At 63.4% G+C, this 12,027-nt stretch carries 13 protein-coding genes; 2 read left to right on the top strand and 11 right to left on the bottom strand.

All coding sequences use genetic code 11. From position 1 onward, the window contains the following. Positions 1 to 134 precede the first annotated feature (134 nt). The 10 genes from VGH98_05480 to truA are packed head-to-tail and all read right to left on the bottom strand — an operon-like array spanning position 135 to position 8,725. Entirely contained in the window at positions 135 to 785 is a 651-nt protein-coding gene (locus VGH98_05480) for a hypothetical protein (protein ID HEY2375407.1), read from the bottom strand. A 16-nt stretch (positions 786 to 801) separates the two neighbouring features. Continuing rightward, on the bottom strand, positions 802 to 1,494 hold the full coding sequence (purQ, locus tag VGH98_05475) for a phosphoribosylformylglycinamidine synthase subunit PurQ (protein ID HEY2375406.1): 693 nt from the start codon (positions 1,492 to 1,494) through the stop codon (positions 802 to 804). Then, positions 1,491 to 1,748, bottom strand: coding sequence for a phosphoribosylformylglycinamidine synthase subunit PurS (gene purS / locus VGH98_05470; protein HEY2375405.1), 258 nt, complete (start codon positions 1,746 to 1,748; stop codon positions 1,491 to 1,493). The genes purQ and purS overlap by 4 nt, the downstream gene beginning before the upstream one ends. Beyond that, positions 1,745 to 2,872, bottom strand: coding sequence for a CDP-diacylglycerol--serine O-phosphatidyltransferase (gene pssA / locus VGH98_05465; protein HEY2375404.1), 1,128 nt, complete (start codon positions 2,870 to 2,872; stop codon positions 1,745 to 1,747). Before pssA ends, purS begins: the two co-directional genes overlap by 4 nt. Then, positions 2,869 to 3,522 carry a phosphatidylserine decarboxylase family protein gene (locus VGH98_05460; GenBank protein ID HEY2375403.1) on the bottom strand — a complete coding sequence of 218 codons (654 nt, stop codon included), beginning with the start codon at positions 3,520 to 3,522 and terminating at the stop codon, positions 2,869 to 2,871. The genes pssA and VGH98_05460 overlap by 4 nt, the downstream gene beginning before the upstream one ends. Next, positions 3,519 to 4,451, bottom strand: coding sequence for a phosphoribosylaminoimidazolesuccinocarboxamide synthase (locus tag VGH98_05455; GenBank protein HEY2375402.1), 933 nt, complete (start codon positions 4,449 to 4,451; stop codon positions 3,519 to 3,521). Before VGH98_05455 ends, VGH98_05460 begins: the two co-directional genes overlap by 4 nt. Continuing rightward, positions 4,448 to 5,893: an adenylosuccinate lyase gene (gene purB / locus VGH98_05450; protein ID HEY2375401.1), complete on the bottom strand. Its 1,446-nt coding sequence runs from the start codon at positions 5,891 to 5,893 to the stop codon at positions 4,448 to 4,450. The genes VGH98_05455 and purB overlap by 4 nt, the downstream gene beginning before the upstream one ends. Then, the gene (locus VGH98_05445) at positions 5,890 to 7,296 is read right to left on the bottom strand and encodes a trypsin-like peptidase domain-containing protein (protein HEY2375400.1); all 1,407 of its coding nucleotides are present in this window, start codon (positions 7,294 to 7,296) and stop codon (positions 5,890 to 5,892) included. The genes purB and VGH98_05445 overlap by 4 nt, the downstream gene beginning before the upstream one ends. After that, positions 7,293 to 7,952, bottom strand: coding sequence for a transaldolase family protein (locus VGH98_05440; protein HEY2375399.1), 660 nt, complete (start codon positions 7,950 to 7,952; stop codon positions 7,293 to 7,295). The genes VGH98_05445 and VGH98_05440 overlap by 4 nt, the downstream gene beginning before the upstream one ends. Continuing rightward, positions 7,949 to 8,725: a tRNA pseudouridine(38-40) synthase TruA gene (truA, locus tag VGH98_05435; protein HEY2375398.1), complete on the bottom strand. Its 777-nt coding sequence runs from the start codon at positions 8,723 to 8,725 to the stop codon at positions 7,949 to 7,951. The genes VGH98_05440 and truA overlap by 4 nt, the downstream gene beginning before the upstream one ends. Positions 8,726 to 8,994: 269 nt before the next feature. Here truA and VGH98_05430 point away from each other — a divergent pair, with 269 nt between their 5' ends. Next, positions 8,995 to 10,302, top strand: a complete 1,308-nt coding sequence (locus VGH98_05430) for a GAF domain-containing protein (protein HEY2375397.1) — start codon at positions 8,995 to 8,997, stop codon at positions 10,300 to 10,302. After that, a complete protein-coding gene (gene trpD, locus VGH98_05425) occupies positions 10,292 to 11,332 on the top strand; it encodes an anthranilate phosphoribosyltransferase (protein HEY2375396.1) in 1,041 nt (346 codons plus the stop codon). Before VGH98_05430 ends, trpD begins: the two co-directional genes overlap by 11 nt. A 33-nt stretch (positions 11,333 to 11,365) precedes the next feature. On the opposite strand, the gene lexA is transcribed toward trpD, so the two are convergent. Further along, positions 11,366 to 11,974 carry a transcriptional repressor LexA gene (gene lexA, locus VGH98_05420; GenBank protein HEY2375395.1) on the bottom strand — a complete coding sequence of 203 codons (609 nt, stop codon included), beginning with the start codon at positions 11,972 to 11,974 and terminating at the stop codon, positions 11,366 to 11,368. Between the last annotated feature and the right edge of the window lie 53 nt (positions 11,975 to 12,027).

Genomic DNA, 12,027 nt, shown 5'->3' with positions numbered 1-12,027 from the left:
GTCCTCGGTATGGCGATGCATTTTCGTTCCACTGGCTTCTGAGGCGCTACTCGCTTCCGCTCGTAGCGAGCTTATTTGGAGTCGCGCGCGCGTTCGCGCGCGCTCCCGGTCGTACACTGTGGCCGCCTTCCCGTTCACTCCTGATGAGGCGGCTGCTTCGTGGTAGAGTCATGACGTGCCGAAGACGAGTCCGCCCGTTTAGGTGAAAAGTTCGGTGGCTTCACCGGGATTCGAATTGTTCCACTGATACTATCATGCCGGACGGTATCGGCGCTCACCGTTCGTGGCTTGGGTGAGCGTTTCTTGGTGGAATGCGTCGCCGGCGCTGCTGTCTTCGCCGTCGTGTCTGGCGTGGACGCGGGTTTTTTGGCCGAGTCTGGCGCGGAAGGAGCGGGCGCCAGTGCCGAATCGGTCTTCGGCGCGCCCGCCTGAACCACGCTAGCGTCGTCGTGAGCGCCGCGCCGTTGGCGTGACGCAACCTCGGCGGGAATCGATCTCGGCGAGCTGCTCTTGCCGGTGTAGCTGCGGTCGGCAGCCCGGAACATGGCGTCGACAACGGAGTCCTTCTGAAGGATCACGACGTCGTCCATGCCACACTGCTTGATGCAGTCGTTGTGGTAGAACAGGTACTTCAGGTCGCCTGAGGTGCGCGACACGTCGGGCTGACCCAGCCGCTCGACGACCTTCGCCTCCGACATCCCCGGATCGATGGACTTCGGCGCTTGCGCCCAGCTCGGCGTACCGATGACGCTGAGCAGAACGAAGGCGAGAGCAGCACGCAGCATGACCCCTCCTCATGATTTACGCGGCAACGCGCGAAAGTATGGACGCGAAGACGCCCAGTCCGTCGCTGGAGCCGAGGAGATCGTCTACGGCGCGCTCGGGATGGGGCATCATTCCGAGGACGTTGCCGGCGGCGCTCACGATGCCCGCTATCGCGTTCATCGATCCATTGGGACTCCACCACTCGTCCGCATCGCCGGGTCCGCCCACGTAACGAAAGACGACTCGACCCTCTCCTTCGATTCGCGCCAGGGTCTCGGCGTCCGCCGTGTAGCGTCCATCACCATGGGCGATGGGGATCGTTATGAGCTGACCCCGATCGTACCGATTCGTAAACAGGGTGTCTGCATTCTCGACACGCATCCGGATCGCTTCGCAAACGAATTTCAGGCTGGCGTTGCGCAGGAGCGCGCCCGGAAGGAGACCCGCCTCGCAAGCGATCTGAAAGCCGTTGCAGATCGCGAGGACTGGCGCCCCTCGTTCCGCATGGGCGACGACCTCTCGCATTATGGGGCTGAATCGAGCGATTGCTCCAGCCCGCAGATAGTCGCCGTAGCTGAAACCGCCCGGAAGCACGATGACATCGCTGCTGCGGAGATCGTGGTCTTTGTGCCAGAGATAGACCGCTTCTTCACCCAACGCATCGACCACAGCGTGATACGCATCGTAGTCGCAGTTGGAGGCCGGAAACGTCACGATGCCGAACTTCATACTGTGCTCACACTCGCGATCTCGAAGTCTTCGATGACGGGGTTGGCCAGGAGCTTGGTGCACATGTCGCGCGTGGAACGCTCGGCCGCCGCTTTGTCGGCGGCGTCCATTTCGACGACGAGATGGCGGCCGACGTGGACGTCCTGAACGGACGCGAAGCCGAGAGTATGCAAGGCATCGGTAACCGCTTTGCCCTGCGGATCGAGCAAGCCGCGGCGAGGAACGATGTGAACAGCGACGCGAAAACGACTCATTCGGTGTCGTCCTTGGGCGCAGTTGAAGGAGGTGGGATCAGCGTTGGCGGCTTCGGCGCGGACAGGGAATCGTTAGGCGGCGACGGCAGACGCGACGGGCGATTCGGGGTGAGACGATTCGGACGGTCGCTCCGGCCGCTTCGCTCTTGTGACTCTCCACTGCTTGGGCGCTCGCCACGTTGTCCGTCGCTGCGTCGACGGCGCCGTCGTCGTCGTCTTCCGGTCGACACGCCATCGCTCTCCGTGCTGGCGGCCGGTTGAACGCCGACTGGTGGAGTGCGTCGGTGTGATGGTGCCGATGCGGCCGCGGCGAGCTCCTCCTCCGGCTCGAGCTGAAAGTACAGCTCCTCCGGCTGGGATCGACTGCCGATCAGGCCGAGAATCATCCACTTGAGCGCTCCGTACAACACGTAGGCGAGGAGCGCCGGGAAGAAGAATTGACGCGGCCGGAAAAAGCTCAAGACCATCGCGACAATGAGAACTACGCTCGCGGTCAATTGCTTCAGCGATTTCCAGCCGATGATGGGGACGGCCGGGTACGGTACGTTGCTCACCATCAAGACGGCGAGGAGGCCCATGAGGCCGGGCAGCATCGCATGCCAGGGCAGCTCGGAGAGGGTCTTGTTGTCCGTGAAGAGGATGATCGCCTGGTTGTAGAGCGGCGTCTGGCTGAACCAGTAGTACGTGGCCAGCGTTAGGCCGGCGGCGGGGCTTGGCAGTCCGTGGAAATACGTCTTTGCGCGGCCAGCCTGCTCGACGTTGAAGCGCGCGAGGCGCAGCACGGCCCCCGCCGTGTACATGAAGACGAACAGCCACTCCCAGTTTTCGGTGTTGAACACAGCGAAGTACATGATCATCGCCGGTGCAAAGCCGAATGAGATGGCGTCGACGAGGGAATCGAGCTCTTCACCCATGCGACTACCGGAGCCCGTCGCGCGAGCGACGCGACCGTCGAGCGCGTCGGCAATCCCCCCGAGGAAGACGAAGAGCGCGGCTTTGGCGAAGTCCTGACGTGACGCGAGGACGACCGCAAAGATGCCGCAAAAGAGGTTGAAGAGTGTGAAGCCGTTAGGCAGATAGATGATTGCCCGGCGGATCGTCGGACGCCGTACGCGCGCCGTCATTGACCGGAGAGCTCCGCAACCACCGTGACGCCGGCAAAGGTCGGCTCGCCCACCTTCACGCGGGGTCGCGCGCTCACTGGCAGGAAGACGTCGACGCGCGACCCGAATCGGATGATGCCCATACGGTCACCCTGCGTGACGCGTTGACCATCCTTGCCGTAGGTGACGATGCGGCGCGCGATCAATCCCGCTATCTGCCTAACGAGCACGCGATTGGAGCCGGTTTCGATACCGACCGATGATTGCTCGTTCTCGAGACTCGCTTTGTCGTGCGCAGCGTTGAAGAACTTGCCCGGGTTGTAATGGACGTAGCGAACCGTGCCGCTCACCGGATACCGGTTCACGTGGACGTTGAAAACGTTCATGAAGATGGAAATCCGTATCGCCTTCTCGTGTAGAAACGACGGCTCGTCGACAGGAGTAATCTGGACGATCCTGCCGTCGGCCGGGGCGATGACGAGGCGCTCGCCGCGTTCGCCCGTGCGCTCGGGATCGCGAAAGAAGTACGCGACCCAGATCGCGACGACGACCAGGACAACCGCCGCAAGCCAGAGGGGCCATGAGCGGCGATTGAGCGCGAACGCAAACGTTCCGGCGGCGATGAGGGCCGCAATCACGATGAACAGCAGTCCTTCACGCGCGAAGCTCACGTCGATTCCGTCGTCAGAGTGTGGCCAGTGATCCGCCGAAAGGCATCGAGATACCGAACGCTGGTCGCGTGCACTACCTCGTCAGGCAAGGTCGGTGGCGGCGCTTCACCGTTCCAGCGACCGGCGCGCCGCTCGCCGTCCAGATAATCGCGCAATGGCTGTTTGTCGAAGCTCGGCTGCGTGTGTCCCGGCGCATAACGATCGGCGGGCCAGAAGCGCGAGCTGTCGGGTGTCAGCACTTCATCGATCAGCGTCACCCGGCCCTCGGCGTCATTGCCGAATTCAAACTTCGTGTCGGCAATGATGATTCCCCGCTCGGCGGCGATTGCGCGTCCACGGTCGTAGACGAGCAGGCTGAGACGTCGCAGGTCGGCGGCTTCATCCGCGCCGATCATTGTTGCCATGCGCTCGAAGGTGATGTTCTCATCGTGTCCGATTTCAGCCTTGGTCGCCGGGCTGAAGATCGGGGCCGGAAAGCGCGAGCTCTCCTCGAGGCCCGATGGAAGCGCTTCCCCAGCGAGCGTGCCTTGAGCGCGGTACTCTTTCCAAGCGGATCCCGAAATGTACCCGCGCACGACGCACTCGACGGGAAATACCTCGGTTCGGCGACACAGCATCGCACGTCCCGCAATCGACGTGCGGTATGGTGCGAGCGTCGGAATCAACGAGACGATCTCGTCGGCGTCGGCGCTCAGCATGTGGTGCCTAACCGTTGCGGAAAATTGGCGCAACCACCATGCGGTCAGCTGCGTGAGAACGGCGCCCTTGTGCGGGATGCGCTCGCGCATCACGACGTCGAAGGCGCTCACGCGGTCGCTGGCGACGAGCAGAAGGCGTTCCGCGTCGACCTCGTAGACTTCGCGCACCTTACCGCGTCGCAGATGGCGCAACGGCAGTTGCTCCACCGAAGCAGGAGAAACGCTCGTCATACTCGCACCTCGTCACCCTCTCCGTCGTCGTCGTGTCGAACAAGCAGTGGCGCGACGACCTCGTTTAGAAATTCATCAACCTGCTCCGGCGCGCGACCGACAAACCGATGTGGATCGAGCGTCGAGAGCATCTCATCGATGGAGACACCGAACTCGGGATCGGCGGCGAGGCGCTCGAGCATGTCGTTGCGCGATGCGCCATCCTTCAGCGCGCGCGCCGCAGCAATGCTCGCTTGGCGGATCCGCTCGTGCGCGCCCTGCCGGTCACCGCCCGCCCGCACCGCGCGCACGATGAGCTCCTCGGTCGCCATGAATGGAAGCTCGTCGTTGAGTCGCTTGCGAATGCGCGCCGGGTGCACCTCGAGACCGCAAACGACGTTCTCCATGAGGACGAGGATGGCGTCGGTCGCGAGGAACGCTTCGGGAATGAATAAGCGACGATTCGCGCTGTCGTCGAGCGTACGCTCGAAAAACTGCACGCTGTGCGTCTGGTTCGCGTTCGGCTCGAGGTTGAGCACGAAGCGGGCGAGTGAGTTGACGCGCTCGCAGCGCATTGGATTGCGCTTGTACGCCATCGCCGAGGAGCCGACCTGCTCCTCCTCGAACGGTTCCTCGATTTCACCAACGGATTGCAATACGCGGAGATCGTTGGCAAACTTGGCCGCACTCGCGGCGACGCCGGCGACCGCGCTCATGACCTGCGCGTCCAGCTTGCGCGTATACGTCTGCCCCGATACGGGTATAGAAGTCTTGAAACCAATCTCCGCCGCGACGCGTTGATCGAGCCGGCGGACTTTCTCGCGATCGCCGTCGAAGATGGCCAGGAAGCTCGCCTGCGTACCCGTGGTGCCCTTGACGCCTCGGCAGGGCAGCGTGTCGATCCGAAAATCGATGTCGCCGAGATCGAGCACGAGGTCCTGCATCCAAAGCGTGGCGCGCTTGCCGACGGTCGTCGGTTGCGCGGGTTGCAGATGGGTCGAGCCGAGCGTCGGCTCGTCGCGCCATTCGCGGGCGAACGCCGCGAGCGCGCTCAACACGCGGACGGCTTTCGCACGAAGCAGGTGCAGGCCACGCCGCATCAGAATCAGATCAGTGTTGTCCGTTACGAATGCGCTCGTGGCACCGAGATGAATGAACGGTCGCGCCGCGGGCGCGACATCTGCAAAAGCATGAATGTGCGCCATCACATCATGGCGCAGCTTGCGTTCGTAAGTGGCGACCACCTCGAAATCGATGTCGTCGAGGTGCGCGCGCATCTGCTCGATAGCGTCGTTAGGGATAGGAAGGCCAAGCGCCTTTTCACCCTCGGCGAGCGCCAGCCATAGGCGCCGCCACTGTCCATAGCGCGTACGCGGCGACCAGAGCTCGAGCATCCCTCGGGACGCATAACGCTCCGCGAGAGGCGACGTATAGGTCTCCGCGGAAGCGGGGGAACGCGTCATCGAATGTAGAAATCGGTAAACAAGATCTGTCCGTCCCGCTCGAGGAACATGCGGATAGGTCCTCGTCCTCCGTAATAGTTCAGCGCCTGTGCGGCGTCCTCCGCCGACTTAATCCGTGTACGATTGATCTGCACGATGACGTCGCCGCGTTTGATGTCCAGATCGTTGGCGACGCGATCGCTGACATTGAACACGAGTGCACCCTGCGTCGAGCGAACACTTCGCTCCGCTCGAATGGCCGGCGTCACCGTGACCAACTCGAGCTCTTTGAGGACCTGAACTTTCGGGGCGGTGACCTCTGGCTCATCGGCGACCGGCACCTGCACGTTGAGGTCGCGACTACCGCGCCGAATGTGAAGGATCGCTGGTTGACCAACGCGCAGATCGAGCAACGCAGCTTCCCAATCGAATTGATTGCGAACCTGACGATTGCCTTCCTGGAGGATGATGTCGCCGGCCTGTAATCCGGCTTTCGCCGCTGGCGAGCCGGGGACGACCGTCGCGATGACCGCGCCGTTCGCGATCGCTGCGCGCACGTTATCCGAGCCTGCGACGCGCAGCTTGACGCCGATCCACGGACGCCTGACGGATCCGTGCTCGAGCAGATCCTCAACGACGCGAGAGGCGCGATTGATCGGAATGGCGAATCCAATGCCGATCGACCCTCCACTCGTCGAGTAGATCGAGCTGTTCACGCCGATCACTTCACCATCGGCGTCGACGAGTGGGCCACCCGAATTCCCGGGATTGATCGACGCATCCGTCTGGATCATGTCGAAGTAGGCCGCCGAACCTTCGCCGCGCGCGACGAGATTGCGTCCCGTGCCGCTGATGACGCCCGCCGTGACGCTCGGCTCCGCATTCCCAAGAAGAAAACCGTACGGATTGCCGATCGCGATCGCCCATTCGCCGATGAGCAGGTTGTCGGAGTTGCCGAGCTTCGCAACCGGGAGGCCCGTGGCGTCGATCTTTATCACCGCGAGATCGTTCGTCTCGTCGGAACCGAGAATCTTCGCGGGGAAAGTCTTGCCGTCGCGCATCATGACCGAGATCTGCGTCGCGCCTTGAACGACGTGCGCGTTGGTGACGATGACGCCTTCGGGCCGCACGATGAAACCCGTGCCGAGACCGGCCGAGCGCTGTTGCGAGTCGCCGCCGCCACCGAAGAACCAGTCGAAGGGATCGGGGGCAACGCGTTGGAGAATCTCCGTCTGCACCGTGACGACGGCCGGCGCAACGCGAGCGACCGCCTCGGTGATGGCGGTACGTCGCGTCGTGCTGACCGACGCCTGCCTCGTCGACGCTTGAGCCGCTGCCGGTGCCGCTTCGGACTCCTGGGTGCGTCCGCAGGCGCCGAGCAATACGAAAGGAGTCAGCGCGATCGCGCGTATTGAGCGATTCATGCGGGGGCCCACGCCTGATGCTGGCGTGCGATCTCGCTGAGATAGTGATCGATTCCGCGGTCGGTGAGTGGATGCACGAGCAGGTGTCGCAACTCGCTCGGTCCAACCGCAATCGCATCGGCGCCGGCGAGCGTGCACGCCGCGAACTGCATCGCCGTCGTCGGCCGCAACGCAATGATGTCACACTCCGTACCGGACGCGTCGAATGCTGCCCGCAATTCGCGAACGACGTCGATGCCACTGTGGCCGACCTGATCGAGATGGTCGATTGGCGTGACGACGGAAGACGCGCCCGCCTTCGCCGCCAGCAAGCCCTGAGCGGCATTGAACACCAGCAGGCTGGCAACGCGCACGCCGTCATTCGCGAGACGCCGAACCGCGCTCACGGCGTCTTCGATGAGAGGAATCTGAACAATGATTTGGTCCGAAATGCGCGCGAGCTCCTTGCCGTCGCGAAACGCATCTTCGGCGTCGACGGCGCGCACGGTGGCGTAGACCGGCACATCCACCGCACGGCAGATGTCGACGAGCTGATCGCGCTCCTCGCGATCCTGCTCGCGAAAGAGCGCCGGCGTCGTCATCACGCCGTCGAGGAATCCGTTCGCCGCGGCCCAGGCAATGTCGTCCAGATCAGTGCTCGCGAGAAGAATTCTCATGACTCCTCGAGATACAGTGAACGTGGGTAGGCAACATGATCGAGAAACAGCGCGCTCGGCGGCGCGGGCGGTGAAACACCACGATTATCCGACGCCTCGAGGAGCGTCGAAATGTCCTCGAGTGGCCTCTGCCCGCTGGCGACATCGATCATCGTGCCGACGAGAAATCGCACCATATGATGAAGAAATCGATTTGCTTCGATCTCGAAGTACAGACCGCCGGGCCGGTCGCACCAACGAGCCGATTGCACGAGGCAGCGATGGTCGTCGTGGGCCGGCGCCGTTCCCTGAACGGCGAAGGCACGAAAGCAATGCTCGCCTTCCAACTTCGAGGCGCAGTGGTCGAGCTTCGCGCGATCCAACGGCTGAGCGACCGGAAACTCACGCGGACGCCGGAACGGTGACCGCGCTTCGTCGTCGGTGCCGACGTAATAACTATAGCGCCGCGAGATGGCGCTATAGCGGGCATGGAATTCGGGGCGCATCTCGTACGATGCGACGACCCACACGTCTTGCGGCAGGATCGCGTTCAGCGCACGTCGGACTCGGACCGCATCCCACCGCTCGGGGAGGCGAACACCGACCGCTTGACCTCTCGCGTGCACACCGGCGTCAGTTCTTCCTGAGCCGAGTGCCGGAATAGGCCCTGCACACAAACGCTCGAGTGCCTGCTCCACGACCCCCTGAACGGTGCGCTGGTCGGGCTGCCGCTGCCATCCGCTGAATCGTGCACCGTCGTAGTGCAAAACGAGCTGCACGGTACGCTCGGCCATTGCACGAAAACTACTAGTACGAGGGGGTGTGTCAAGCAACCCGAATGTGTGGCGAGCGTGCGGAACTGATTGACTCTGTTTGACCTACGAACCGCTCGCCCGCTGTGCTCGATCGCGTCGCACCAATTTGGAGCCAGACATACGCTCTGCGCTCCCGCTCCGCTCGCCGAAGCAGTTTATTTGAAACTGCCAGACGTTGCGCGCGCTCCCCCTCCGCTCGTCAAACAGCATCTCCCTTCAATTCTCCAGCCGCACCAGATCGCCATTCGATGCCGCCGCGCACGCTCGCGTCCCTCGCCCATGCGCTCACCGTCGCCGCCGATATCCAGGAAGCGCTCGGTGCGCTCGGAGAGTCGCTTGTCGAAATCGACCGGTCGGCGCAGATCGCGCTGATCCGATACGATCATCGGCGAAGCATGTTGCGCGAGCGTCTTGTCCCCCGCGATGGCACGGTTGACGTAGCGGCGCTCGAGACGACGATCGATCACATTCCGAATCGCGAGCGCGTCGGCGTAACAGCTGGCGGTCAATTCATCGACTTCACCGACAGCGTCGAAGAATTCGCGCGGTTGTTCGGTCTGCGCGAGCTCGACGAAGTGGGCTGGCTCTCGGCCCGCGGAATTCGTTTCGAAGGGCAGCTCAGCGCGATTCTCGTGCTGTACGAGACCCGAAAAATTTTCGGGACGCGCACATCGGAGCGATTTGGACCATCGGCGGCGCTCTTCGACATCGCGCTGGTACGATTTCTCGAGCACGATGCGCGCCGGGAGGCGGTGGAAACGCTCGAGGGAGTGACACAGCGGGTACACGGCGAATACGATCGGCGATTGGCCGAACTCCAGGCGGGACTCGCGGAGGCACACAGCTCGAGCGGTAACAGCGCGGCCGCGTCGGAGCGAGTCGTCGCGCTCGAGCGGGACCTCGCACGATCACAGGAATCGACTCGTCAGGCAACACGGCGCGCGGAGGCAGTCGAGGCGACGGTGGTCTCGGCAGTGGAACAGCTCGAGAAGGCGCACATCGAGCTTGCGCGCCGCAACGAATTGCTGCGTCAGAAGACGCGCACGCTGTATCTGATGGATCGCGTACTCAACCTCGACGCGAGCACCGACGATCCGCGACAGCTTGTCGACGGATTGCTTTCCCTGGTCGGCGACGACATGCAATCGCAGCGCTGCTCGTTGATGTTGCGGGCACGCGAACCGGGGTGGATGTACCTCGCGGCAGCGCGAGGCATCGCACCTGGCGTGACGGAGGGCGCCCGCATCCGCATCGGCGACGGCGTCGCGGGCCGGGTCGCCGCCTCGCGCGAGCCCCTCCTCGTTAGGGACGTGAGCGAAGCGAAGCAGCACCCGTTGCTCAGGGATCAGTATTTCACCACCGGCTCTTTTATCAGCTTCCCGCTCGTGTATCACGACACCCTGGTTGGCGTCGTGAATCTCACGAATCGAGCGATGTACGGGATCTTCGGTGAAGAGGATGTCGAGCGCGTTCGGCTCCTCGGTCTGGTGATCGCCCTGGTGGCCTCACGAGCGCGCCTGCCGGAGCGCCTCGGCGAGATGCTCAGTGTCGGCTGACGGCACGGCCCTCACCACCGCGATCAAGCGGCTCGCGCACGGCGAACCCATCCCCGGTGACGAGCTGACGCGGGCGTTCGATCGCGTCATGGCGGGGGAGGCGACACCCGCGCAGATCGGCGCGCTCCTGATCGGATTGCGCGTCCGGGGCGAACGACCCGAAGAGGTTGCCGCCGTCGCGCGTGCCATGCGCAACGTGATGGTCGTGCTGCACGCCGATCGACCCGAGGAGTTGGTGGATACATGCGGCACCGGCGGTGGAACCATTGTCACGTTCAATATCTCCACTGCCGCGGCGTTGCTCGCCGCGGGGTCCGGGGTGCGCATCGCGAAGCATGGTAACCGCTCCTTCACCTCGCTCTGTGGCAGCGCCGACGTGCTCGAGGCGCTCGGCGTATCGATCGAGGTTCCGCTTCCGGTGATGGAGCGAACGCTGCACGACGCTGGAATCGTCTTCATGTTCGCGCCCTTGATGCATCCGGCCATGCGACACGTCGGCCCCGTTAGGCGCGAACTGGCGATTCCCACGGTGATGAACATCGTCGGCCCCCTCGCGAACCCGGCCTTCGCGGGCCGTCAGGTAGTCGGTGTCGCGGACGAGCAGCGCCTTCCGCTCATTGCCGGCGCGCTGCGCGAGCTCGGGACGATGCACGCTCTGGTCGTGCACGGTGCCCCCGGATTGGACGAGGTGTCGCCAATCGGAGCGACGCGTGTGATCGAGATCCGGAGCGGCGTGATGCGCGAATGGACGATCGAACCCGAGCGCTACGGCTTCAGCGATTCCCGGCAGGAGCATCTCGCGGGTGGTTCGCCCAAGGAAAACGCCGAGACGGTGCTGGCGGTACTAGGCGGAGCGGGGAGTAGCGGCGCGACGGCGGCTGTCGTGCTCAACGCTGCGGCGGCGATTTACGTGTCCGGCTCGGTGGCGACTTTCGATGACGCCGTTGCGATTGCGCAGCACGCGGTTCGAGACGGCACCGGCCTGCGAGCCCTGGAACGCTTGCGAGGGGCGTTCAGCGCATCGGCCTAACGAGAGACCGTCGCGAGCTGGACGTCGCGTCGGTCAGTAACGCCGCATGACGCCAACGACGATCCCCTGGATCATGACGTCATTCTCGTTGACATAGATCGCCGGCATCGTTTCGTTCGCCGGCTGCAGCCGAATACGTCCGTCTCGCTCGCGGTAGAACTTCTTGACCGTCGCGGATGAGCCGTTCATGAGCGCAATCACCATCTCGCCGTTGTCCGCGCTGCGGCGCTCATTGATCACGACGAAGTCGCCGTCGCGAATCTGCTCGTCGATCATGGAATTCCCGCGAACTCGCAGCACGTAGTGATTGCCGCCGCGTCGCACAAATGAATCGGGCACGACCATCGTTTCGCCATGCTCGATCGACTCGATCGGCACGCCAGCCGCGACACTTCCGAACACCGGTAGCTCGATTGCGCGGGGCGTTGCCTCGGTGGGAAGAATCTCGATTGCGCGGCTCTCGTTGTACGAGCGCTTGATATATCCCTTTCGCTCGAGATTCGAGAGATGCTCGTGCACCGTGGCGAGCGAAGAGTAGCGAAATTGCTCCGCGATCTCCTCGAAGCTAGGCGCGTAGCCGTTTTGCTCGGTGTAGTTCGCGAGGTAGTTTAGTATTTCGCGCTGGCGCTTCGTGAGCGGCATGGCTGACGACCCTGTCTGAGTTGCGGGCTGAGTTTGCGCTCGGAGTCTCACGG

Source organism: Gemmatimonadaceae bacterium (assembly GCA_036496605.1).
Classification (GTDB): Bacteria; Gemmatimonadota; Gemmatimonadetes; order Gemmatimonadales; family Gemmatimonadaceae; genus AG2.
This window is presented reverse-complemented; position numbering and strand designations above follow the sequence as displayed.

What these genes read in the sequence shown, in the direction of transcription:
- VGH98_05480 (HEY2375407.1), bottom strand. Translation starts at nt 785, where the DNA reads ATGCTGCGTGCTGCTCTCGCCTTCGTTCTGCTCAGCGTCATCGGTACG.
- purQ (HEY2375406.1), bottom strand. Translation starts at nt 1,494, where the DNA reads ATGAAGTTCGGCATCGTGACGTTTCCGGCCTCCAACTGCGACTACGAT.
- purS (HEY2375405.1), bottom strand. Translation starts at nt 1,748, where the DNA reads ATGAGTCGTTTTCGCGTCGCTGTTCACATCGTTCCTCGCCGCGGCTTG.
- pssA (HEY2375404.1), bottom strand. Translation starts at nt 2,872, where the DNA reads ATGACGGCGCGCGTACGGCGTCCGACGATCCGCCGGGCAATCATCTAT.
- VGH98_05455 (HEY2375402.1), bottom strand. Translation starts at nt 4,451, where the DNA reads ATGACGAGCGTTTCTCCTGCTTCGGTGGAGCAACTGCCGTTGCGCCAT.
- purB (HEY2375401.1), bottom strand. Translation starts at nt 5,893, where the DNA reads ATGACGCGTTCCCCCGCTTCCGCGGAGACCTATACGTCGCCTCTCGCG.
- VGH98_05445 (HEY2375400.1), bottom strand. Translation starts at nt 7,296, where the DNA reads ATGAATCGCTCAATACGCGCGATCGCGCTGACTCCTTTCGTATTGCTC.
- VGH98_05440 (HEY2375399.1), bottom strand. Translation starts at nt 7,952, where the DNA reads ATGAGAATTCTTCTCGCGAGCACTGATCTGGACGACATTGCCTGGGCC.
- truA (HEY2375398.1), bottom strand. Translation starts at nt 8,725, where the DNA reads ATGGCCGAGCGTACCGTGCAGCTCGTTTTGCACTACGACGGTGCACGA.
- VGH98_05430 (HEY2375397.1), top strand. Translation starts at nt 8,995, where the DNA reads ATGCCGCCGCGCACGCTCGCGTCCCTCGCCCATGCGCTCACCGTCGCC.
- lexA (HEY2375395.1), bottom strand. Translation starts at nt 11,974, where the DNA reads ATGCCGCTCACGAAGCGCCAGCGCGAAATACTAAACTACCTCGCGAAC.